The sequence below is a fragment of the Variovorax sp. Root411 genome, assembly GCF_001425205.1.
Lineage (GTDB): Bacteria > Pseudomonadota > Gammaproteobacteria > Burkholderiales > Burkholderiaceae_C > Variovorax.
This window is the reverse complement of the sequence record NZ_LMDW01000001.1, coordinates 973,531-996,261: the sequence shown is the minus strand read 5'-3', so window position 1 is coordinate 996,261 and position 22,731 is coordinate 973,531. Positions and strand designations below refer to the sequence as shown.

At 68.5% G+C, this 22,731-nt stretch carries 19 protein-coding genes; 9 read left to right on the top strand and 10 right to left on the bottom strand.

All coding sequences use genetic code 11. The features are described 5' to 3' along the window. Positions 1-76: 76 nt before the first annotated feature. From ASC92_RS04635 to ASC92_RS04615, 5 genes are all read left to right on the top strand, one after another. On the top strand, positions 77-1,336 hold the full coding sequence (locus ASC92_RS04635; protein WP_056510858.1) for an RNA polymerase sigma factor: 1,260 nt from the start codon (positions 77-79) through the stop codon (positions 1,334-1,336). A 36-nt stretch (positions 1,337-1,372) separates the two neighbouring features. After that, a complete protein-coding gene (locus tag ASC92_RS04630; RefSeq protein WP_056510855.1) occupies positions 1,373-1,753 on the top strand; it encodes a YciI family protein in 381 nt (126 codons plus the stop codon). A 92-nt stretch (positions 1,754-1,845) separates the two neighbouring features. Further along, entirely contained in the window at positions 1,846-2,649 is an 804-nt protein-coding gene (locus ASC92_RS04625) for an SDR family NAD(P)-dependent oxidoreductase (protein ID WP_056510852.1), read from the top strand. Positions 2,650-2,699: 50 nt separating this feature from the next. Next, on the top strand, positions 2,700-2,921 hold the full coding sequence (locus tag ASC92_RS04620) for a hypothetical protein (RefSeq protein ID WP_056510850.1): 222 nt from the start codon (positions 2,700-2,702) through the stop codon (positions 2,919-2,921). 48 nt (positions 2,922-2,969) lie between these two features. Further along, positions 2,970-3,689 carry a response regulator transcription factor gene (locus ASC92_RS04615; RefSeq protein WP_056510847.1) on the top strand — a complete coding sequence of 240 codons (720 nt, stop codon included), beginning with the start codon at positions 2,970-2,972 and terminating at the stop codon, positions 3,687-3,689. A gap of 32 nt (positions 3,690-3,721) precedes the next feature. On the opposite strand, the gene ASC92_RS04610 is transcribed toward ASC92_RS04615, so the two are convergent. Next, positions 3,722-5,767, bottom strand: coding sequence for a YadA family autotransporter adhesin (locus ASC92_RS04610; protein WP_268810462.1), 2,046 nt, complete (start codon positions 5,765-5,767; stop codon positions 3,722-3,724). A 209-nt stretch (positions 5,768-5,976) separates the two neighbouring features. On the opposite strand from ASC92_RS04610, the gene ASC92_RS04605 reads away from it, so the two are divergent. Beyond that, the gene (locus tag ASC92_RS04605) at positions 5,977-7,863 is read left to right on the top strand and encodes an ATP-binding protein (RefSeq protein WP_056510843.1); all 1,887 of its coding nucleotides are present in this window, start codon (positions 5,977-5,979) and stop codon (positions 7,861-7,863) included. A gap of 13 nt (positions 7,864-7,876) precedes the next feature. Here the strand turns inward: ASC92_RS04605 and ASC92_RS04600 are convergent, their stop codons facing one another. Then, a complete protein-coding gene (locus tag ASC92_RS04600) occupies positions 7,877-8,701 on the bottom strand; it encodes an undecaprenyl-diphosphate phosphatase (protein WP_056510840.1) in 825 nt (274 codons plus the stop codon). Between the two features lie 147 nt (positions 8,702-8,848). Here ASC92_RS04600 and ASC92_RS04595 point away from each other — a divergent pair, with 147 nt between their 5' ends. Next, a complete protein-coding gene (locus ASC92_RS04595; RefSeq protein WP_056510837.1) occupies positions 8,849-9,730 on the top strand; it encodes a hypothetical protein in 882 nt (293 codons plus the stop codon). Here ASC92_RS04595 and ASC92_RS04590 read toward each other — a convergent pair. From ASC92_RS04590 to ASC92_RS04580, 3 genes are read right to left on the bottom strand one after another with little or no spacing between them, the layout of a single operon-like run. After that, positions 9,722-10,378 carry an aspartate/glutamate racemase family protein gene (locus ASC92_RS04590; RefSeq protein WP_056510835.1) on the bottom strand — a complete coding sequence of 219 codons (657 nt, stop codon included), beginning with the start codon at positions 10,376-10,378 and terminating at the stop codon, positions 9,722-9,724. The genes ASC92_RS04595 and ASC92_RS04590 overlap by 9 nt on opposite strands. A gap of 13 nt (positions 10,379-10,391) precedes the next feature. Continuing rightward, positions 10,392-11,306, bottom strand: a complete 915-nt coding sequence (locus ASC92_RS04585; protein ID WP_056510832.1) for a transporter substrate-binding domain-containing protein — start codon at positions 11,304-11,306, stop codon at positions 10,392-10,394. A gap of 52 nt (positions 11,307-11,358) precedes the next feature. Further along, complete coding sequence (locus ASC92_RS04580) at positions 11,359-12,705, bottom strand: aspartate aminotransferase family protein (protein WP_056510828.1); 1,347 nt, start codon at positions 12,703-12,705, stop codon at positions 11,359-11,361. Positions 12,706-12,830: 125 nt separating this feature from the next. Between ASC92_RS04580 and ASC92_RS04575 the strand changes: the two genes are divergently transcribed. Then, a complete protein-coding gene (locus ASC92_RS04575; protein WP_056510826.1) occupies positions 12,831-13,727 on the top strand; it encodes a MurR/RpiR family transcriptional regulator in 897 nt (298 codons plus the stop codon). On the opposite strand, the gene ASC92_RS04570 is transcribed toward ASC92_RS04575, so the two are convergent. The 3 genes from ASC92_RS04570 to ASC92_RS04560 are packed head-to-tail and all read right to left on the bottom strand — an operon-like array spanning position 13,724 to position 17,076. Continuing rightward, complete coding sequence (locus tag ASC92_RS04570) at positions 13,724-14,182, bottom strand: (2Fe-2S)-binding protein (RefSeq protein WP_056510823.1); 459 nt, start codon at positions 14,180-14,182, stop codon at positions 13,724-13,726. The genes ASC92_RS04575 and ASC92_RS04570 overlap by 4 nt on opposite strands. A gap of 28 nt (positions 14,183-14,210) precedes the next feature. Further along, positions 14,211-16,478, bottom strand: a complete 2,268-nt coding sequence (locus ASC92_RS04565) for a xanthine dehydrogenase family protein molybdopterin-binding subunit (protein ID WP_056510821.1) — start codon at positions 16,476-16,478, stop codon at positions 14,211-14,213. A gap of 16 nt (positions 16,479-16,494) precedes the next feature. Further along, positions 16,495-17,076 carry a TetR/AcrR family transcriptional regulator gene (locus ASC92_RS04560; RefSeq protein WP_056510820.1) on the bottom strand — a complete coding sequence of 194 codons (582 nt, stop codon included), beginning with the start codon at positions 17,074-17,076 and terminating at the stop codon, positions 16,495-16,497. Positions 17,077-17,228: 152 nt separating this feature from the next. Here ASC92_RS04560 and ASC92_RS04555 point away from each other — a divergent pair, with 152 nt between their 5' ends. Further along, positions 17,229-17,594: an SPW repeat protein gene (locus ASC92_RS04555; protein ID WP_007833805.1), complete on the top strand. Its 366-nt coding sequence runs from the start codon at positions 17,229-17,231 to the stop codon at positions 17,592-17,594. Positions 17,595-17,693: 99 nt separating this feature from the next. On the opposite strand, the gene ASC92_RS04550 is transcribed toward ASC92_RS04555, so the two are convergent. Together ASC92_RS04550 and ASC92_RS04545 are read right to left on the bottom strand one after the other, a co-directional pair. Continuing rightward, positions 17,694-19,172, bottom strand: a complete 1,479-nt coding sequence (locus ASC92_RS04550; RefSeq protein ID WP_056510817.1) for an efflux transporter outer membrane subunit — start codon at positions 19,170-19,172, stop codon at positions 17,694-17,696. 13 nt (positions 19,173-19,185) lie between these two features. Next, positions 19,186-22,458 (bottom strand): efflux RND transporter permease subunit, encoded by a 3,273-nt coding sequence (locus ASC92_RS04545; protein WP_056510815.1) that lies wholly within the window; start codon positions 22,456-22,458, stop codon positions 19,186-19,188. Positions 22,459-22,731 lie beyond the last annotated feature (273 nt).

Here is a 22,731-nt window from a genome sequence, read left to right as displayed (position 1 = left end):
GATTTTGCCGAGCATGTCGGCGCGACGCATACTCGCTCGTCCTTGGGTGATCAAGAACGAGGGGCAAGCGCATCGCATGACCGACACCGCCTGGATCGCCACCACGCTGACCGCCTCGCGCCCGCGCGCGGTGGCGGCGCTGCTGCGCTACTTCCGCGAGCTCGACACGGCCGAGGAAGCCTTCCAGGAAGCCAGTCTTCGCGCCCTGCAGCACTGGCCCGAGAGCGGCCCGCCGCGCGACCCGCTGGCGTGGCTGATCTTCGTCGGGCGCAACGCGGCACTCGACGAGGTGCGCCGGCGCAGCCGGCACGAGGCGCTGCCCGAAGACGACGCGCTCATCTCCAGCCTCTGCGACCTCGAAGACACCGAGGCCCGGTTGGTCGAGCAGCTCGACCAGGCGCATTACCGCGACGACGTGCTGCGCCTGCTGTTCGTCTGCTGCCACCCCGAGCTGCCGCTGACGCAGCAGATCGCGCTGGCGCTGCGCATCGTCTCTGGGCTGTCGGTGCAGGAGATCGCGCGCGCCTTTCTGGTCGGCGAGAGCGCGATGGAGCAGCGCATCACGCGCGCCAAGAAGCGCGTGGCCTCGGCAGGCATTCCGTTCGACACGCCAGGGCGGCGCGAGCGCGACGAGCGGCTGGCGGCCGTGTGCACCACGGTCTACCTGCTGTTCAACGAGGGCTACTCGGCCAGCGGCGGCACCGAGCACGTTCGCATTGCGCTGTGCGAAGAGGCGATACGGCTGGCGCGGCTGCTGCTCGCGCTGTTCCCCGACGAGCCCGAGTCGATGGGCCTGGCCGCCCTGCTCCTGCTGCAGCACGCGCGCGCCGATACGCGGCTCGATGCCGGCGGCTTGGTCGTGCTGCTCGAAGACCAGGACCGCGCACGCTGGAACCATGCGCTGATCGACGAAGGCCTGGCACTGGTCGAAGGCGCGCTGCGGCAGCACCGGCCCGGCCCCTACCAGCTGCAAGCCGCCATCGCCGGCACCCATGCGCAGGCCGCGCGCGCCGAAGACACGGACTGGGCCGAGATCGACCGCCTCTACGCCGCGCTCGAAACCCTGCAACCCTCGCCGGTCGTCACGCTGAACCGCGCGGTGGCGGTACATAAGCTGCGCGGGCCGCAGGCGGCGCTGTCGCTGACGGAACCGCTGGCCGGCGCACTGGCCGACTACTTTCACTTCCACGGCCTGCAGGGCGCGTTGCAGATGCAGCTCGGCCGCGGCGAGGAAGCCCGCGCCGCCTTCGCGCGCGCCCTCGGCCTGGCCCGCACGGCCGCCGAGGCAGCGCACATCCGCACGATGCTCGACGGCCTCGGCGCACCGGGCGGCTGATCTCCCATCAAGAACCACAGCCAGAAAAGGAAAGCCATGCTCTATTCCATCCTCATCTACGGTTCCGAATCCGCAGTGGCCGCCTGGGAACCCGGCGTCGAAGAGGAAATGCTCGACCGCCACACCGACCTGCGCGACGACCTGCAGGCGCAGGGCCGGCTCGGCACGGTGCTGCGGCTGATGCCGAACGTGGCCACCACGGTGCGCCGCGCGGGCGATATGCATCCGATGGTCACCGATGGCCCCTTCGCCGAGACGAAAGAGCAGCTGATGGGCATCTACATCGTGGAATGCGAGACCGTCGAGGAGGCCACGCATGCCGCGCACCGGCTGGCCTTCGAGACCGGCGTGTTCGAGATCCGGCCGATCACCTGGTACGACCCGGGCGTGATTCCGGCGCGGATTCCGCAGGTCTGAAAAAAATCACCGGCATTGTCGGATCGCACCGCCGCCGTCCGTCCTTGGTTCGAACGCCCGCATGTCGCGGGCGGCAACCCGAGGAGAAGACGATGTCCCAGGCATTCCAAGGCCGGTGCGTGGTGGTTCATGGCGGCAGCGGCGCCATCGGCAGCGCGGTGGCCCGCGCCTTTGCGCGCGAAGGCGCCCAGGTGTTCATCACGGGGCGCAACCGCACCAGGCTCGATGCGGCGGTGCGGGCCATCGCGTTGGCGGGCGGCAGTGCCGAGGCGGCGGTGGTCGACGGGCTCGACGAGCAGGCCATGCTCCGCCACGCCAGCGAGGTGGCGGAGCGCGCGGGCGGCATCGATGTCGCGCTCAATGCCATCGGCATCCTGCATGTGCAGGGCACGCCGCTGTCGGCGCTGTCGCTGGAGGACTTCTTCCTGCCCGTGCACGCCTACACGCGCAGCACTTTCCTCACGGCCAAGGCCGTCTCGCCGCACATGGCGAAGCGCGGCGGCGGCGTGATCCTGTCGGTGTCGACGCCGGCCTCGCGCCTGCCCGGCCCGGGCTACCTCGGCCACGCGGTGGCCTGCGCGGGCGTGGAGGCGCTGTCGCGCCACATGGCCGGCGAGCTGGCGGCTTTCAACATCCGCACGGTGTGCATCCGCTCGCACGCCATTCCCGAAGCGGCGCTCGGCGGCTCGCACGCCTACGAGGTGTTCCGCCCCGTCGCTGAAAGCATGGGGATCACGGTCGAGCAGATGCTCTCGGGCAATCCGCCCGGGCTGCTGGTGAAGCACCTGCCCTCGCTCGACCAGATGGCGGCCACGGCGCTGTTCGCGGCATCGCAAGGCGCCGGCGCGATGACGGGTGCGGTGCTGAACCTGAGCGGCGGGATCACGCTGGACTGAGGGCGGCTCCCTAGAATCGCGCGGGTCACCCTGAACCTTGCCGATCCCGCATGCAGCCCGAATCCCCATCAGCACCCGCGCTGGCCGACGCACTGATCGTCGATCCGTTCTATCTCGCGATCTCCGTCGACTTCGAGCACGACATGCCGGCCCGCAAGGCGGTTCTCGCCGCGTACTTCGCCTACTCGCTGGACGAGGCCGCGCGGACTGGGCGCGTTCTGATGCCGGAAGACCGCGAACTCGGCTTACGTGATCATGTGCCGCGAAAATAAGTAGATACGTCCTACCCGCTGTTCCAAGTTGGCCGAAAAATCCGCTGCATGTCCCCTCCCCTGATCGAAGGCGCCGAACCCGTCCTGCTGAGCCCCACCCTCATCGTCGAGGACGATCCGGCAATGCAGGAACGCCTGCGCTACGTGCTGTCCACGCTCGGCTGCGAGGAGAAACACATCGCAGTGACCGACAGCGTCGCCGGGGCGCAACAGCTGCTGGGCAAACGCAGCTACGGCGTGGTGCTGGTGGACATTGGCCTGCCCGACGGCAGCGGCGTGGATCTCATCGGCTGGCTGCGGGCGCACCACCCGGGCATTCCGGCGGTGGTGATCTCGGCCTGGCGCACCGAGGAGGTCATCTTCGCGGCGCTGCGCGCAGGCGCCATCGGCTACCTGCTGAAGGAGCGCGACGACCTCGAACTGAGCATCGCGCTGCGCAGCATCGAACAGGGCGGCGCGCCCATCGACCCGAGCATTGCGCGCCACATCCTCGCGTGGCTCGCCACGCAACAGGCGTCGGCCGATACGCAGGCACAAGCCCCCGGCGAAGCGACGGCGGCCGCCGATGCACCGGCCGTGCTGACACGGCGCGAACACAAGATCCTCGAGCTCGTGTCGCAAGGCCTGAGCAACCGCGACATGGCTGAATCGCTGTCGATCTCCAAACTGACCGTGGAATGCCACACCAAGAACATCTACCGCAAGCTGGCCGTCAACTCCCGCACCGAAGCCGTCTTCCAGGCGCGAAGGCACGGCTTGCTGCGCTGACCTGACCAGCGCCGGCCTTCTTCATCCGCCCTTCACCATGCGTAGCCCGCCTGAACGCGGGCGGCCACGCGGTTGCTGCTGCCACTGCTAGTGGCGGTGGAGACACCCAGCCCCAGGTTCAGGTTGTCGTTGACCTGGTAGCCGAAAGCGAAGCCGATGGCGGATGCGCCGGCGTAGTTGCCCGCGGCGGCCCCCATCCACTTCTTGCCTGCAGCAAGCGTCGGCATGGAGGGCATGGCGAGCGCCGCTGCAATGCCCTTTGCAGCAAAGGCATTCGCCTGGCTGGTCGCGCTGCTCACCGCCTGCTGCAGCTGGTTGACGTTGACGGCGTCGGTGCCCAGCACGCCGGGCGCGACATTCGCGATGCCGCGCAACTGCCCGGTGGCGGCGTTGCCCACCGACACGGTGTTGTCGCGGTCCGCCACCGAGCCCTGCCCCAACGCAACCGCATTGCTGCCCGAGGCCAGCGTGTTGGCCCCGAGCGCCACGGCGTTGTTGCCGGTGGCCACCGCGTTGTTGCCCACGGCGGTAGTGGGATCGGCCAGCGCCCTGGCACCGGCGCCAATGGCCACCGAGCCGGCATAGCGGGCCTCGGCGCCGCTGCCCACGGCGGTGGTGCTGTCGCCGTTGGCCGTGGCATTGGTGCCCATTGCCGTGGCGCCCGCACCGGTGGCCTTGCTGCCCGTGCCGCAGGTCACGCTGCCCCCGCTGAAGCTGCACAGGCCGTTGGCAAAGGCCTGGTTCATGACGCTCTGCAATGCGGTCACCTGCTGCACCGTGAAGCTGTTGGAGGCCGTCACGGCGCCTTGTTCCGCCTGCTGGACCTGGCCGACGTTGGCGGCATCCGTCATGGCCGTGCCGGCGCGAACGTTGCTGAGTGTCGTTCCCGCGCCGCCGTTGGCATTCAGGCTGACGGTGTTACCGCCCGGGCCGTACTGGACCGAGTTGTTCGCCACGCCCAAGGCGGTGTTCGCCGTGCCCTGGGCGGCAGCCGCCGCCGTCTGGGCACCGTTGGCCGTGGTCTGTGCAGCGCCCGCATTGGCAAGCGCAGTGTTCGCCGTGCCCTCAGCTGCCGCCGCGGCAGTCTGGGCAAGAGCAGCCATGGCAGTTGCGCCGCTGGCGGTTGCCCGAGCCGTGTCGGCGGTCTCTTGCACCCAGTACAGCTGGCTGCCGTTGACGGCGTCGGTGCTCGTGGGGGTCACTGCTCCGGCACTGACGTTGACCAGGCCGCGCGTTTGGCCGGCGGACCCGAAAGAGACCGTATTGGCCGCCGTGGCAACGGAGTTGGCGCCAATGGCCGCGCTGCCGGTCGCACCGCTTTCGACCCGACTGGCCGAGCCGATGGCCACGCTGCCTGTCGCAAGCGCCGCCGCGCCCGAAGCGCCACCGTTTGCGCCGCCGATCGCCATGCTGCCGTTGCCGGACGCCACTGCGCCCTGGCTGGTGCCCGAGGCGCTTCCGATGGCGATCGCCGAGTTGCCCGTGGCCTGCGCGCCGCTGCCGCCTGTCTGGCCGCCTGAGCCGCAGCAACCATCCGTACCGGTGCCGCCAGCGCCGACGGCAATGGCGCCGGAGGACGTGGCCTGAGCGCCGCTTCCCCCTGCCCCGCCCGTGCCGCCCGCACTGCCTTCTCCGCCGACGCCGCCCGCGCCGACCGCAACGGCGCTGGAGGACGTGGCTTGAGCGCCGCGCCCCCCTACCCCGCCCGTGCCGCCTGAACTGCCTCCTCCGCCGACGCCGCCCGCGCCGACCGCAACGGCGCTGGAGGACGTGGCCTGAGCGCCGCTTCCCCCTGCCCCGCCCGTGCCGCGTGAAATGCCTGCTCCGCCGCCACCGCCGCCGCCGATGGCCGTCGAGCTGCCTGCAGTTGCACTTGCACCGCCCCCTCCGATGCCGCCGATTCCACTGGCGCTTCCATTGCCGCCATTGCCACCCGCCCCCAGCGCCGTAGCTCCGTCGCCCGAGACGACGGCCGCAGCCCCTCCGGCGCCTCCCGAGCCACCGGCCACTCCCGTACCGTTGCTGCCCGCAGTGCCAGCGACGAATCCTGCCGCATGCACGCTTGCCGCGACGAGCAACGCAAGCGCAGGCAGATGCCGAAGCCTCCGTGCGAACCGCTGTTTTCCTCTCGGGCATTTGCGCAAGACTTCATGCTCGCCATTGGCGTGGATCCGAATGGACATGGACTTCTCCCCTGTGAACAAATAAGACGAAACGTGGCAAAGTGTGTCTTTTCGTTCTCATCGAAGCCATCCCCGAGAACTGGTAGATGAAGGATTTGGATCGAATGAAACGCCGGCAGCCCACATCGCCCGCACAGGCACTGCTTGCCGCATTGATAGGCGCCTTTTTTTTCTTCCTCCTTGTTTCCATCCCCGCGAGAACGCTGGCGCAGCAGCCCCTTCCTCCCGAGCTCCGCGTCGAAGCCGTGCGCGGCGCGGGCTGGAACGACACCACCCCGCCGACCGACGGCTGGACGCGCGTCACGCTGCCCGACAGCTGGGCCGAACGCTGGCCCGGTTTCGACGGCGTGGCCTGGTACCGGCTGAGCTGGGACCAGCCCGCGCAGACCGATGAAACGGGCCTGCTGCTGCACTACCTCAACATGGCCGGCGAGGTTTCGCTGAACGGCACGCCGATCTCGCGCGACCAGAACCTGGTCGAACCGCTGACTCGCGCCTGGAACATGCCGCGCTACTGGCTGCTGGCACCGCCGCTGCTGAAGCCGGGCGCCACCAACATGCTGATGGTCCGCGTCTCGGGCCTGTCTGCCTACCAGGCCGGCCTGGGCCCGGTCAGCCTCGGCAGGCCCACCGCCGTGCAGGCGACCTACGAGCAGGAGCGGTTCGTGCGCCGCGACCTGCAGGTGCTGGGCCTCGCGGTCAGCGCGGCGGTCTCGGCGTTCTTCGCCGCGCTGTGGCTGCTGCGGCGGCGCGAGACGGCCTACGGCTGGTTCGCGCTGATGTCGGTGCTGTGGCTGCTGTTCGGCTACAACCAGATCGCCACCAGCCCCTGGCCGTTTGCCTCCAACCACGGCTGGCAGGCGCTCAACACTTCGCTGCTCCTGGCTTTCGGCGTGTCCTACATCGTCTTTGCGCTTCGCTTCTGCGCGTCGCGCATGCCGCGCCTTGAAGCGGCGGCACTGGTGGTCGCGCTGGCCGGCGTGCTCGACCTGTGGCTGGCGAGCGGCCTGGACCTGCCGGTTCACCGCGCCATCTGGACGCTGGTGGGCGGCCTCACGGTCATCGCGGTGAACAGCGCATCGATCGTGCACGCCCTGCGGCACCGCGCGAGCCCGATGCGTTCGCTCGCGCCCTTCATGGCCGTGTCGGCGGCAACGGCCATGCACGACCTGCTGGTGTTCACGCAGGTGATCCACAGCAACATCTACTACACGACCATGTCGTCGTACGTGCTGCTGCTGGGCATGGCGCTGACGCAGGCCGGGCGCTTCGTGAGCAGCCTGAAGCGCATCGAGAACTTCAACACCGAGCTCATCGAGGAGGTGAACGCCGCCAAGGCCGAGCTGGCCGCCACGCTCGCGCAGCAGCATGCGCTGGAGCTGGCGCATGCGCGCATCGGCGAGCGCGTGAACCTCGCGAGCGACCTGCACGACGGGCTGGGCGGCATGCTGGTCGGCAGCATCGCGACACTCGAACGCAGGCCCGAGGAGCTTTCCGCACCCGCACTGCTCGCGATGCTCAAGAGCCTGCGCGACGACCTGCGGCTGATCATCGAGGCCACGGGCCAGCACGACGGGGCGCGTGCGTTCGGCGAGCTGCTCGCGCCCTTGCGCCATCGCACCTCGCAGCTGCTCGACGCGAACGGCATCGACTGCCGCTGGCAGGTGTCGAACATCGAGACGCTCGAGCTGCCGCCGTCACAGAGCCTCGATCTGCTGCGCTTCTTGCAGGAGGCGCTGACGAACGCGCTCAAGCACAGCGCAGGCCGGCGCGTGGACGTGGCCGTGACCCGCACCGGCGCGGAACTGCAGCTCAGCGTGCGCGACGACGGTCGCGGCTTCGTGGTCGATGGCGCCGACAAGGGCGCGGGTGCCGGACTGCGCAGCCTGCGGGCCCGCGCGCGGCGCCTCGGGGCCCAACTGCGGCTGCAGTCGCGCCCGGGCGAGACGCGGCTGACGCTTCAGGTGCCGCTGGCGGCAGAGGCAGGCTGAGCGCCGCGCAAAGTTACTCCGCCCAGACCACCGCCCCGCTCCACGCGGTGGCCAGCACGACGACGCCGAAGGCGATGCGGTACCACGCGAACGGAATGAAGTTGTGGGTGCTGATGTACTTCAGCAGCCAGCGCACGCACAGCCACGCACTGATGAACGAGAACACCAGCCCCACCGCGAACAGCGGGAGGTCGGCCATCGACAGCAGCGCACGCTCCTTGTAGAGGCTGTACACGCCGGCGCCGATCAGCGTCGGAATGGCCAGGAAGAACGAGAAGTCGGTCGCCGCCTGCCGCGACAGCCCCAGCAGCATGCCGCCGATGATGGTCGAGCCGCTGCGGCTGGTGCCGGGGATCATCGCGAAGCACTGCACCAGGCCGACCTTGAGCGCGTCCCAGGGCGACATGTCGTCGACATGCTCCACGCGCACCGAACCCGGCGGCCGCTTCTCGGCCCACAGGATGATGAAGCCACCGATGATGAAGGTGCTCGCCACCACGATCGGAATGAACAGGTGCGCCTTGATGGCCTTGCCGAACAGCAGGCCCAGCACCACCGCCGGCAGGAAGCCGATGAAGATATTCAGCGCCAGGCGCTGCGCCTTCGGCTGCCGGGGCAGCGCGACGACCGTCGACTTGATCTTGTGCCAATAGACCAGGATCACCGCGAAGATCGCGCCGGTCTGGATGGCGATGTCGAAGACCTTGGCCTTGTCGTCGTCGAAACCCAGCAGCGAGCCCGCAAGAATCAGGTGGCCGGTCGACGAGATCGGCAGGAATTCGGTCAGCCCTTCGACGATGCCCATCACGGCGGCCTTGACCAGCAAAACAATGTCCACGCGCACTCCTTTGAAGAGCGGCCATTATCGCGAGGGAGCAGTCAGGCGCCATTCAGGCTCCCCTGTTCGGGTGATGTTCAGACCCGGTGCGTTGGCACACAGTCGGGCATGTTCGGGCATGTGTGGCGCCCGAAGGAGCTTTGACCAATGCGAACGTTCACGCCCAACGACGGGCTCGAAGAACACGTCTCGACCGCCGACGACCACGGCGAAGACCGCCGGAAGAACGCGCAGGATCTCGAGCGCGAGCAGCGCGCCTCGATGCGGCGGGTGGCCGAGGCCACCGGCGCATCGGCCAGCGAGCTGCAGCAGCTGATGCAGCGGCTGCTCGACATCGACCGCACGGGCACGAGCGCCGGCATCGTGGCGCAGGGCCATATCGCGGCCGACCGCATGCAGTCGGGCATGCCGGTGCTGGACCTCGGCGGCGGCAACATGGCCGAACAGCAGGTCGACGCCATGCAGAGCATCGATTTCTGGCTGCTCGAAACGCTGGACCCGGCGCACGACAAGAAGTGGTACGCCCGCTGGAAGTTCTGGAGCTTCATCCTCGGTGCGGCCGGCTCTGACGCCGCGCTCACGCTGCAGGGCCTGGCGCTGCGCCCCACCGAGCCCGGCGATGCGCACGCCGACCTGGTGGCCAAGGCGCGCAAGGTGCTGGAAAGCTGGCGCCGCACCTCCGAGCCGCTGTTCTGGGCAGCCGTCGAGTGCTACGTGCGGCAGCAGTCGTTCTCGCTCGAAACGCAGGCCTACCTGATGCACTGCATCGCCGCCGTGTTCGCGGGCACCCCGATGAAGCTGTCGAACGCACAGAGCGAGCAGCTCGCGGGCGTGCTCATCGACACCTATTGCGATGCGCTGGGCACCTCGGCATGCATGCCCTCGGCGGACATCTACCGGCGGCTGTCGCAGGGCCTGGAAGCGACCGACCGCGAAACCGGCATCACCCGCTACCTGGGGCGCGGCGACGCGGCGCAGATCGCGATGACGGCGCTGTTCTCGGTCATCGAAGCTTCGCGCTCACGCTGAACCGGGTCCGATGCGCCGGCGCAGTGCGCGCACCGCGCTGTCGACCGTGGTCAGCACCGGCAGGCCGCTGGCCGTTTCGCAGGCGGCGCGCGCCCGCGCCATGCTGAACTGGGCCAGCGCGATGCGCGTGCAGCCGCGCTCGCCCAGGGCCGCGGCCTGTGCGGCTATCAGGGCGTCGTGACGCTGCGTGTCGCCAGCGTTCAATGCGTCGAGTGCGCCCTCGGCCAGTGCAAGTTCGAGTGCCGTGTCTTGCGCAAACTCGGGCGGCATCGAGGCCAACGTGGGCGCGAAGGTGGCAATCAGCCCGAGTCGCCCCTGCCCCTGCGCCACCTCCTCGATCATGGCCTCGTTGGGCTTGAGCACCGGAATGCCCGCATGCCGCCGCGCCACCGCCTCGATGCACGGCCCGAAGGCCGAGCAGGTGAAGAGAATGCCCTGCGCGCCCGTGTCGACCGCGTACTGCGCGAGCCGCTGGAAACGCTCGTGCATGGCGCCGTCGAGCCCCTTGCTGCCGTTGCGCGCGAGGTCGGCCGACAGGCTGTCGTCGAGCAGGTTCATGCGCTGCGCCTCGGGCCAGTCGCGCGCGAAGGCGTCGTTGATGGGCGCGACCGAGTGCGACAGGGCGTGGATCAGGGCAATGCGAGTCATGGGGTCACGGGGTTCAGATGCCTTTCGACGAGGGGTTCGCGAACGCGTCCTTCGTCTCGGCGTTGAGCGGGTAGTTGATGTTGATGCCCTTCGGCGGAATCGGCGACATGAACCACTTGGCATAGAGCTTTTCCATTTCGCCCGACTTCATCATGCCCGACACCACGCGGTCGACCAACGCCTTGAAGGCCGGGTCGTCCTTGCGGAACATCAGCGACTGGTTCTCGGTGCGAAGGCTCTCGCCGGTGATGACGAAGTCCTTCGGGTTGCGCGCATTCGCGATCTGCCCGGCCAGCAGGATGTCGTCGAGCACGAAGGCCTGGGCGCGGCCGCTTTCCACCAGCAGGAAGGAGTCGCTGTGGTCCTTGCCCGCGAGGTTGTTCACCTCGAGGCTGCGGCCCCGGTCGGCTTCGCGCAGCAGGCGGAACGAGGTGGTGCCGGTGGTGGTTGCCACCGTCTTGCCCTGCAGGTCGGCGATGCCCTTGATGCCCGAATCGGCCTTCACCAGCATGCGCACGTTGTAGCGGAAGATGTCCGGCGAGAACGCCACCTGCTTCTGCCGCTCGACCAGGTTGGTGGTGGAGCCGCACTCGATGTCGACCGTGCCGTTCTGCACCAGCGGCATGCGGTTGGCCGAGGTCACGGCCTGGTACTTGATCTCGATGGCGGGCATCTTCAGCTCGGCCTTCACCGCCTCGACGATGCGGTTGCAGATCTCGATGCTGTAGCCCACCGGCTTGAGGTTGCTATCGAGGTACGAGAAGCCGAACGATGACTCGCGGTAGCCGAAGGTGATGGCGCCGCTGGCCTTGATCTTGGCGAGCGTGTCGCTTTCCTGGGCCTGCGCGGCCGTGAGCGGCATGAGGGCCGCGAAGAGCACCGCGAGCGCGGTGGCACCGAAGGGAAACGGCAGACGAAGCTTGGGCATGGAACGCTCCTCGGAACGACGGTTGAAGGAAAAGAGAACTGAAAAGTGGTGCTCAGCGCGCAGCAGCAGTTGCAGCGGCGCGCGTGACGGCGTCGATGGAGGCCGCGAGCCGCGCGGCGATTTCCTGCAGGTCCTGCCGCGTGGCGATGAAGGGCGGTGCCAGCAGCACGTGGTCGCCCTGCCGGCCATCAACGGTGCCGCCGAACGGGTAGCACAGCAGGCCGCGCGCCATGGCGTCCTTCTTGACGGTGGCGTTGAGCTTCAGCGCCGGATCGAACGGTGCCTTGCTCGCGCGGTCGGCCACCAGCTCGATGCCCCAGAAAAAGCCGCGCCCGCGGATGTCGCCCACGTGCGGGTGCGCGCCCAGCGCCTCGGCCAGCATCGCGCCGAAGGCAATGCCGTCTTCGCGCACCTTGGCGACCAGCCCGTCGCGCCGGATCACCTGCTGCACCGCGAGCGCGGCGGCGCAGGCCATCGGGTGGCCGAGGTAGGTGTGGCCGTGCTGGAAGAAGCCGCTGCCCTTCGACATCGCATCGACGACGCGGCGCTGCGCCAGCACCGCGCCGATGGGCTGGTAGCCGCCGCCCAGGCCCTTGGCGACGGTTATCAGGTCGGGCACCACGCCCTCCTGCTCGCAGGCGTGCAGCGAGCCGGTGCGGCCCATGCCGCACATCACCTCGTCGAGGATCAGCAGCACGCCGTATTTGTCGCACACCGCGCGCACCGCCTTGAAGTAGCCCGGCACGGGCGTGAGCACACCGGCCGTGGCGCCGCCGACGGTCTCGGCCACGAAGGCGATCACCCGGTCGGCACCCTGCGCGAGGATGGCCGCCTCGAGTTCGGCCGCGAGGCGCAGGCCGTACTGTTCGGCGCCTTCGTCGGCGCGCTGCTCGCGGTAGGGATAGCAAGGCGCCACATGCGTGGCCGGCACGAGGATCGGCGCAAAGGGTTCGCGCCGCCACGCGTTGCCGCCCACCGCGAGCGCGCCCAGCGTGTTGCCGTGGTAGCTCTGTCGCCGCGCGATGAAGTGCGTGCGCTGCGGCTGGCCGATCTCGACGAAGTACTGCCGCGCCATCTTCAGCGCCGATTCCACCGCCTCCGAACCGCCGCTCACCAGATAGACGTGGCTCATGCCCTCGGGGGCGGCGCCGATCATCTCGTCGGCCAGCTGTTCGGCCACCTCGCTCGTGAAGAAGCTGGTGTGCGCATAGGCCAGTTTGTCGAGCTGGGCGTGCATGGCAGCCAGCACCTCGGGGTGCGCATGGCCCAGCGACGACACCGCAGCGCCGCCCGAGGCGTCGAGGTATTCGCGGCCCTCGGCGTCGCGGACGTACATGCCGTGGGAGCCGGCGGCTACGGGCGGGGTCTGGCGAAGGTGGCGGTGGAAGACGTGCGTCATGGTGTTTCGGATACTTGGAACCAACGTTTCGCCTGAATTATTGTTTGGAACATTTGTTCCGTCAACTATTCCTGCATTTCACCTCCGGTACATTTGTTCCACCGCAGCCGAAGAAAGGTAGAGTCATGGGCGCCAGAGAGCAGATCCGCCAGCGTTTCAACGAACTGAGCCCCGCGCTGCAGCAGGTGGCGCGCTACGTGCTCGACCATCCGAACGAGGTGGTCACAGGCTCGATGCGCAACGTCGGCACGCGTTCACAGAGCACGCCCGCCACGCTCGTGCGGTTCGCGCAGCATCTGGGTTTCGGGGGCTGGCCGCAACTCAAGGAGGCCTTTGCCGCCGACATGGGCCTGGGCTCCGAAACCTACGGCGGGCGCGCCAAGCAGCTCGTCGGCCGCGCGAAGGACCAGACGCTGACCGGCGAAATGTTCGAGGTGCAGCGCCGCAACCTCGAAGCCACCCACCAGCAGAGCGAGCAGGCGCTGCAGAAGGCCTGCGCGCTGATCGAGAAGGCCCCGGCCGTGCACGCCGCGGGTTTCAGGGCGTGCTTTCCGATCGCCTTTTCATTCGTTTACGTATACCGGCTCTTCCGCGCCAGCGTGCATCTGGTCGACGGCCAGGGTGGCTCGCTGGAGATGCAGCAACGCGCCTTCGCCAAGGGCGACGCGCTGGTGGTGGCGAGCTTCGCGCCCTACTCGCGCGAGGCGCTGCAGGTGGCGCAGGCGGCTCGGGCGGCGGGCTGCCGCATCGTTGCCATTACCGACAGCGTGGCCTCGCCGCTGTCGCTGCTGGCGGACGAGACGCTGCTCTTCACGATCAACAGCCCCTCGTTCTTCCCCTCGGTCGCGGCCGGGGTGGCGGTAACGGAAGCGCTGGTCGAGCTGCTGGCCAGCCGCGCCGGCAAGCCCGTGATCCGGCGCATCGACCAGGCGGAGGCGCAACTGTTCGAATCGGGGGCCTACCTCATGGCTCCGGCGGTGCGCGCCGGGGTGCGCGACACGCAAAGCTCGTCAGCGAGCTAAGCCGCCGTCTCCGCCGCGAGGTGGATTGCGGCACGGATCCGCGGGTAGGTCCCGCAGCGGCAGATGTTGCCGCTCATGGCGTTCGTGATGTCGTCGTCGCTGGGTTTCGGCATCTTCCTGAGCAGCGCGCAGGCCGACATCAGCTGGCCGCTCTGGCAGTAGCCGCACTGCACCACGTCGACCTCGGTCCAGGCCTGGCGCAGGGCGTCCGCCTCCTTGCCTTTCAGCCCCTCGATCGTGGTGACCTCGCGGCTGCCCACCGCCTCGATCGGTGTGACGCAGGAGCGCACCGCCTCCCCGTCGAGGTGCACGGTGCAGGCGCCGCACAGCGCCTTGCCGCAGCCGAACTTGGTGCCGACGAGCTGCATTTCGCCGCGCAGCACCCACAGCAGCGGAGTGTCGGGCTCGGCGTTGACGGTGGTGGCCTTGCCGTTGATGGTGAGCGTGGTGGTCATGGGGCGTTCCTTCCTGTCTGTCTTTCGTTCAGGCGAGCTTCAGCGGCAGGCTGCGCAGCCGCTGGCCGGTGAGCGCGAACACGGCGTTGGCCACCGCCGGCGCAATCGGCGGTGTGCCGGGCTCGCCCACGCCGCCGGGCGCCTCGCCGCTGGCGACGATGTCGGTTTCGATGGCGGGGCATTCGTTCATGCGCAGCGGCATGTAGTCGTGGAAGTTGCTCTGCTGCACCTGGCCCTTCTCGACCGTGATCTCGCCGTGCAGCGCGGCCGACAGGCCGTAGACGATGGCGCCTTCCATCTGCTGGCGGATCAGGTTCGGGTTGATGGCCACGCCGCAATCGATGACGCAGGCCACGCGATGCACGCGGATCTGCTTGTCCGCCGACACCGACACCTCCGCCACCTGCGCGACGATGCTGCCGAAGGCACGATGGATCGCGAGGCCGCGCGCCCTTTTCGCCCCATCGGGGCCCGCTGCCGTCGGCTGGCCCCAACTCGACAACTCGGCCACGCGCTTCAACACGCGCAGATGCCGTTCGTCCTTCGCCAGCAGCGCGGCGCGGAACGCCAGCGGGTCCTTGCCCGCGGCGGCGGCGCATTCGTCGATGAAGCTCTCCACGAAAAAGGCGTTCTGCGAATGCGCGACCGAGCGCCACACACCCGTGGGCATGGCCGATTCCACCGGCTCGTGCGCCACGCGCGCATTGGGAAAGGCATAGGCCGTGTTCCAGGCGCCGTCGGTGGTGGTGTCCATGACCGACGGTATGCCCAGGCTCGACCCCGCCGTGGCGGTCTGCCAGGCAACCAGCGCACCGGCTGCGTCGAAGCCCGCCTTGCAGCGGGCCACGTAAGCCGGCCGGTAGAAGTCGTGCGCCATGTCTTCCTCGCGCGACCAGAAGAGCTGCACCGGTGCGCCCTCGGTCTCGCGCGCCAGCATGGCGGCCTGCGTGACGAAATCGGTGCTGTAGCGTCGGCCGAAACCGCCGCCGAGGTAGGTCACGTGCAGGTCGACCTTGGCGCCGTCGATGCCCAGCGCCTTGGCCACCGCGCTGCGCGTCATGCCGGGGATCTGCGTCGGTGCCCAGACGGTCGCCGCGCTGTCCTTGAACTGCACGGTGCAATTCATCGGTTCCATGGTCGCGTGGGCCAGGAAGGGCACGCGATACTCGGCCTCGATGGTCCTGGCGGCCGACTCGAGCGCGGCGGCCACGTCGCCGTCGTCGAGTTGGGCCTTGCCGGGCTTGGTGCTCAGCGTCTGCGACAGCCGCTCGATCATCTCGGCGCTGGAGAGGCTGGCGGCGGGGCCGTGGTCCCATTCGATGTCGAGCGCCTTCACGGCGCGCATGGCGTGATACGGCGTGTCGGCAATCACGGCCACGCCGCCCGGCGTGCTGCCGGTGCCGATGAGCGTGGCGCCGACCGGTTCGAGCGCCACCACCTTGCGCACGCCGGGCAGCTTCTGCGCGGCAGTGGCGTCGAAGCGCACCACGCGGCCGCCGGTGGTCGGGCACATCGCGATGCTCGCGTACAGCAGGCCGGGCGGCAGCACGTCGAGGCCGAAGGTGGCGGAGCCATCGAGCTTTGCCGCGCTGTCGATGCGACGCGCGGGCTGGCCGATGAGCTTGAAGTCGGCCGGCTTCTTCAGCGCGACCTGCGTGGGCAGCGGCTGCTGCGCAGCCCTGGCCGCCAGTTCGCCGAAGCTGGCGCTCTTGCCGCCCGCATGCAGCACGCGACCGGCCTCGGTACGGCATTCGGCGGCGGGCACCTGCCACAGCGCGGCTGCCGCTCCCACCAGCATGGCGCGTGCGGAGGCACCGGCTTCGCGCACGGGCAGCCACTGATCGGTGATGCTCGACGAACCGCCCGTGCCCGTCAGCCCCGGGATCGCGCGCAGCAGCTTGCTCACCACGTGCTGGGTGGAGCGCTTCACCGCGCCTTCGTCGCCGGGCCGGAAAGGCAATCCGTCGAGGATCGCCGCCTGGTTGTTGTAGATGGCGTCGGAGCCGGCCGTCTCGAGCCGGATCTGGTCGAGCGCAGCGCCCATCTCCTCGGCCAGCAGCATCGACAGGCCCGTGTGCGTGCCCTGCCCCATTTCCGACTGCGACATCATCAGTGTGACGGTGTTGTCGCCGCTCACCTTGACCCAGCCATTGAGCGCGACCTGGCCCGGACCCGCGGGCAGCGGCTTCGAAGGCACGAGCCGCGACGCGGCCGGCGTGGCGGACCATCCGACGACAAGGGCACCGACGGCCCCGAGGGTGCCGAGGACGAAGTGGCGGCGCTTGAGTTTGGGCATGGTGGGTTTCTTTTTTTCAGATGACGGCAATGCCTTGCCAGAAAGTCTCGAAGCCAGCGCTGCGGTACTTGAGCCGCTCCTTCTTCGCCCTGGCCTGCGCGACGAAGACCATGGTGGCCTCGGCCATCGCACACATCATTGCGCCGAGGAAGGGCAGAGACTGGTCGCGGATCAGCTTGTTCCCGATGCACTCCTCGGCCAGCAGCTCGAGCTTCAGGAGAGGTGCCATGCCGGCGGTGCGGCTCTCGTCGCTCACCTGGTCAGACACCTTCAGCTGAGAAACCACCTTGCACTTTTCGGGGTTGTCGACGCCCCAGTCGACGTAGCGGTCCCAGATGTGGCGGTACTTGGTCTTGGGGTCGGCCTCTTCCGGCCAGTCTGCGAGCATGCATTCGGCCAGCTCGGTCTTCAGCGCGCGATAGAGTTCGTTGACGAGAATTTCCTTGCTCGCGAAGTAGGTGAACAGCGTACCTTCGGCCACACCTGCGGCCTTGGAGATCGCCGAGGTGGGCGTGGTCCACACGCCGTGGCTTGCGAACTCGGCCACGGCGGCATCGAGGATCGCATTGCGCTTGTCTTCGCTTCGGGGTCGAGCCATGCGTCGGGTTCAATTATTGATTGAGTACATACTCAATTATAGAAAGAGATTGCAGGTGCGCAAGCCCGGCCCGTACCGCATCGCGGAACCACGTCCGAACGCCGGTGTCCAACGCAGGTCGCGGCGCCTTGTCGCGGCAGGAGGTAATGACCATGAAGCAAGTGAAGCATTGGCAAGACCCTGTCAACGCCGTCGCCGGCGCCTGGCTGATCGTCTCGCCCTGGGTCCTGGGCTTTTCGGGCACGACGGCCGCCATGTGGACGATGGTGGCGACCGGCATCCTGCTCGGCGCGGTGGCGCTCGGTGCGACCTTCGTGCCCCGGCAGTGGGAAGAATGGACCGAGGTCGGGCTCGCGGCCTGGCTCGCGGTTTCGCCCTGGGTGCTCGGCTTCCGCGGCATCGAGATGGCCATGGTCAACGCGGTGCTCGTGGCCGCGGTGATCCTGGTGCTGGCGCTGTGGGTGCTGGTGACCGACAAGGACTACCTGGGCCACACCATCGACCGTACGGCGCATTGACCGCCCGGACGTCGTGACATTGCAATCAGGCCCGGCGAAGCGCCTGCGCTGATCTTCGGGCTTGCGGATGGGCCTCGCGCCCATCCCGGCATCGCCGCTCTACTGCGTGCGGGAAGCGGCGGGGTGCGGTGCTGCCGTATCCGCCTTGGCGTTGCCCTCCATCCACCCGGCCTGCCATCCGCCGCCCATCGCCTGGATCAGCGCGACGGCGGTGTTCTGGCGATTGACCTGTAGCTGCACCAGCGTGCGCCGCGCGCTGAGCGCGGCAGCCTGTGCCGTGACCACGTCGGTGTAGCTCACCTGCGCGGCGCGATAGCGGTTGAGCAGTTGCTGCTCGGTCTTGTCGGCCGCCACCGACGCCTCGCGGCGCAGGCCCTCCTGCTGCGCGAGCGTTGCGCTGGCGGTGAGTTGGTCTTCCACGGCCTGGAAGGCAGTGAGCACGGTCTGGCGGTAGCGCGCCACGCTGGACTCGTAGCCGGCCTTGGCGGAATCGACATTGGCCGCAATCGCGCCCGCGTCGAATATCACCTGCGCCACCGACAACCCGAGCCCCCACAGTGTGTTGGCCGAACCGAACAGATCCTTCACGCGGCTTGCGCTGCTGCCGACCGAGGCCGTGAGGCCGATGTTCGGGAAGTACGCCGCGCGCGCAATGCCGATCTGCGCATTGGCCGCCGCCACCGAACGCTCGGCCGCCGCGATGTCGGGCCGGCGCTGCAGCAGCGTGGAAGGCACGCCGAGCGGCACGCCGGGCACCATGGGCGTCCATTGCGCGGCGGGCAGGCTGAAGTCGGCGGGCGCCACGCCCAGCAGCATCGCGATGGCATGCTCGTAGGTGGAGCGCGTGCGCTGCAGGCCCACGCGATCGGCCTTGGCATTGACCAGTTGCGTCTGTGCCTGCAGCACGTCGGTCTGCGCGGCGATGCCGGCCGCATAGCGGTTGCCCGTGATCTCGAAGGCGCGCTGGTAGCCCTGGATGGTTTCGTCGAGCAGCACGATCTCGGCATCGGCCTCGCGCAGCGAGAAGTAGCTGGTCGCGAGGTCGCCAATGGCCGAGAGCCGCGCGGCAGCAAGATCGGCCTCGCTCGCCTGCGCATTGGCCTGCGCGCTGCTCACGGCTTCGCGCAGGCGGCCCCACACGTCGGGCGTCCAGCTCGCGCCGAGCGTGGCCGAGAAAGTATTCGTCGGGCTCGACGTGCTGCTGCCCACCGTGCCTGAGCGCTTGCCCGAACCGTCGAGCGACACCGACGGGAACAGCGCCGCCCGCTCGCCGCGCACCAGCGCCTGGGCCTGCGTGTAGTTGGCCACCGCCGCGGCGATGTTCTGGTTCGACACCTGCACGCGGCCAGCCAGGTCGTCGAGCGTGGGGTCAGCGAACAGCTTCCACCACTCGCCACGGTCGAGCGCATCGGCCGGTGCGGCGGGCAGCCAGCCTTCGGCGGTTTTCTGCTCTTTCCAGTCGATGGACGCGGCGGTGGTGGGCTGCACGTAGCGCGGGCCGACGGCGCAGCCGGCGAGGGCCGCGGCGAGCGCGAGCGCCGAGAGCGAAAAGCGCGAAGTGGAAAGCAGTGCGTTCATGGCGGTGTTGTTCTCAGACGGGCGTGGCACGGCTCAATTCGTGTTCATGTTTGCTGCGGCGGCGCAGCTTGTCCAGCAACAGGTAGACCACTGGCGTCGTCAACAGGGTCAACAGCTGGCTCGCGATCAACCCGCCGATGATGGCCACGCCCAACGGCCGGCGCAGCTCGGCGCCCTCCCCGAAGCCGATGGCCAGCGGCAGCGCGCCCAAGGCGGCGGCCAGCGTGGTCATCAGGATCGGTCGGAAGCGCAGCAGGCAGGCCTCGCGCACCGCTTCGAGCGGGCTCAGGCCGCGCGAGCGCTCGGCTTCCAGCGCGAAGTCGATGATCAAGATGGCGTTCTTCTTCACGATGCCGATCAGCAGGAAGACGCCGATCAGCGCAATGATCGAGAACTCCATGCGGAACATCAGCAGCGCCAGCACCGCGCCCACGCCGGCCGACGGCAGCGTTGACAGCACGGTGATCGGATGCACCAGGCTTTCGTAGAGGATGCCCAGCACGATGTAGATCACGATCAGCGCCGCCAGGATCAGCATCAACTGCTGCCCCTGCGACTGCTGCGCACTGGCTGCCGTGCCGGCGAACGCGCCGCGCACATTGGTGGGCATGGCGATGTTCGCCTCGGCCTTGGCGATGGCCTCGCGCGCGTCGCCGAGGTTCGCGCCCTCGGCAAGGTTGAACGAGATCGTGGTCGCCAGCTCGCCGTCTTCATGGCTTACCGAGGTTGCGACGGATTGCTCCTCGAACTTCGCCACCGCCGACAGCGGCACCAGGGCAGTGGCCGTGTTGCTGAGCACGTTGCCGGTCGATGCACCGCGCAGGCCCGCGTTGGCCGAGACCGGCACCGTCGCGGCCGTGGCCGATGCCGATGCCGCCGAACTGCCGGAGGCCAACGTGGTGCTTGTCGCCGCCGCCACCTGGGTGGTCACCGTCTGCCCGCCGATCACCGAGGTCTTGGTCGCCGGCACGTACACATCGCTCAGCGAATTGGGGCTGCGCGTGTAGCGCGGCGCCCACTCCATCACCACGTGGTACTGGTTGAGCTCGGTGTAGATGGTTGCCACCTGCCGCTGGCCGAAGGCGTTGTAGAGCGCGTTGTCGATGGCGGTGGAAGTCAGGCCCAGTCGGCGCGCGCTGTCGGGGTCGACCTTGGCCACCGTCTCCACGCCGTTCTGGTCCTGGTCGGTATCGATGTCGGTCAGCACCGGCTGCGTTTTCAGCTCGTCGGCCAGCTTCGTGGCCCAGGTGCGCAGGTCGGTCAGGTTGTCGCTCTTGAGCGAGTACTGGTAGGTGGAATTGCTGGCGCGGCCGCCCGAACGCACGTCCTGCACGGTGCCGAGGAACACGCGCAGGCCGGTCACCTCGTTGAGTTGTGGCCGCAGCCGCGCGATCACGGCCAGGCCGCTTTCCGTGCGCTGGTTGGCCGGCTTCAAGTTGACGAACATGAAGCCGCCACCCGCACGCGATCCGCCGGTGAAACCGATCACCGTGTCGACCGCCGGGTCCTTGCGGACGATGTCGATCACTTGCCGCAGCTTGTCGGCCAGCGCCTGCGACGAAATGCTCTGGTCGGCGCGCAGCCCGCCGTTGAGCTGGCCGCTGTCCTGCTGCGGAAAGAAGCCCTTGGGCGCGGCGCTGAACAGATAGACGTTGAGCCCGACCACCGCCACCAGAATGAGCATGACGAGCGCCTTGCTGTCGAGCGCCCAGTCGAGACTGGTCTCGTAGCGCTTGAGCACCCAGTCGTAGCTGCGCGCGGCCATGCGGCCGAGGCGTCCCTGCGGCCTGTTCTTGTCGTGCTCACCGCCGGGCTTCAGGAGCCATGCGCACATCATCGGCGTGGTGGTGAGCGAGATGACCAGCGAGATCATCACCGCCGCCGACAGCGTGATCGCGAACTCGCGGAACAGCCGCCCCACCTGCCCGCCCATGAACAGGAGCGGAATGAACACGGCCACCAGCGACACGCTGATCGACAGCACGGTGAAGCCCACTTCCTTCGCGCCCAGCAGCGCCGCCTTCATGCGCGACATGCCGGACTCGATGTGCCGGCTGGTGTTTTCGAGCACCACGATGGCGTCGTCCACCACGAAGCCCGTCGCCACAGTGAGCGCCATCAGGCTCAGGTTGTTGAGGCTGAAGCCCAGCAGGTACATCACCCCGAAAGTGCCGAGCAGGGCCGCCACGGTGGCCACCGCCGGCACGATGGTGGCGCGCACGCTGCGCAGGAACAGGCTGACCACCAGCACCACGAGCAGCACCGAGGCGATCAGCGTGAACTCGACCTCGCGCAACGAGGCGCGGATGGAGTTGGTGCTGTCCGACGCCACCTGCAGCGTCACGTCGGGCGGCAGTTGCGCCTGCAGTTCGGGCAGCAGCGCGCGCACGCTGTCGACGGTTTCGATGATGTTGGCCGAGGGCTGCCGCGTGATGAGGATGATGATCGCCGGCTGGCCGTTGAAGAGGCCCAGCGTGCGCGTGTCTTCCACGCCGTCGAGCACCTCGGCCACGTCCTGCAGCCGCACCGCCGCGCCGTTGCGCCAGGCCACCACCATCGAGGCGTAGTCGCTGGCGCGCAGGGCTGGCGTCTGGGTGTAGATCTGGAGCTTGCGGCCTTCGCCCTGCACCATGCCCTTGGGGCGGTTGGCGTTGGAGGCCTGGATGGCGGCGCGCACGTCCTCGGTGCTGATGCCGTAGCGGTTGAGCGCGAACGGCAGCAGCTCCACGCGCACCGCGGGGAGCGAGCCGCCGCCGATCTCCACGTCGCCCACCCCGTCCACCTGTGACAGGCGCTGGCTCACGATGTTCGAGACGGCATCGTAGATCTGGCCCGGGGTCTTGGTCTTGGACGTGAGGGCCAAGATGATGACCGGCGAGGCCGCCGGGTTGGCCTTGCGGTAGGTCGGGTTGCTGCGCAGCGTGGCGGGAAGGTCGACGCGGCTGGCGTTGATGGCGGCCTGCACTTCGCGGGCCGCGCCGTCGATGTTGCGGCTCAGGTCGAACTGCAGGGTGACTCTTGCGGAGCCTACCGAGCTGGTGGACGTCATTTCGTTCACGCCAGCGATGGTTCCCAGGTGGCGTTCCAGCGGGGTTGCCACGCTGGTTGCCATCGTCTCGGGGCTTGCTCCCGGGATGGATGCTCTTACCGAGATGACGGGGTAGTCGACCTGGGGGAGCGGCGAGACCGGGAGGACGAAGAACGCGGCTATGCCTGCGAGGGCGACGCCGATGGTCAGCAGGACTGTGCCTATGGGGCGGCGGACGAAAGGCAGGGAGAGGTTCATCTCACTGCCTCTTGTTGAGTTCCGGGGCCGGGTCTCGGCCCGGCGGCCGACCTGCTTTTCTTTGCTTCGCCAAAGAAACGTAGGCAAAAGAAAGGCGACCCTACTGTCTGCGTCCCTCCGCTTCGCTGCGGGCAACCTGCGGTGCTCGCGTTTCGCGGGGTCTCGCAGAACTCGCTTCGCTCAAACAGCTGCGAGCCCTGATCCGCGAAACGCTGCGCTCCTCGGCGCAGCCAGAAGGGATTTGGGGACAGGCCTTCGCTACGCTCGGCCACT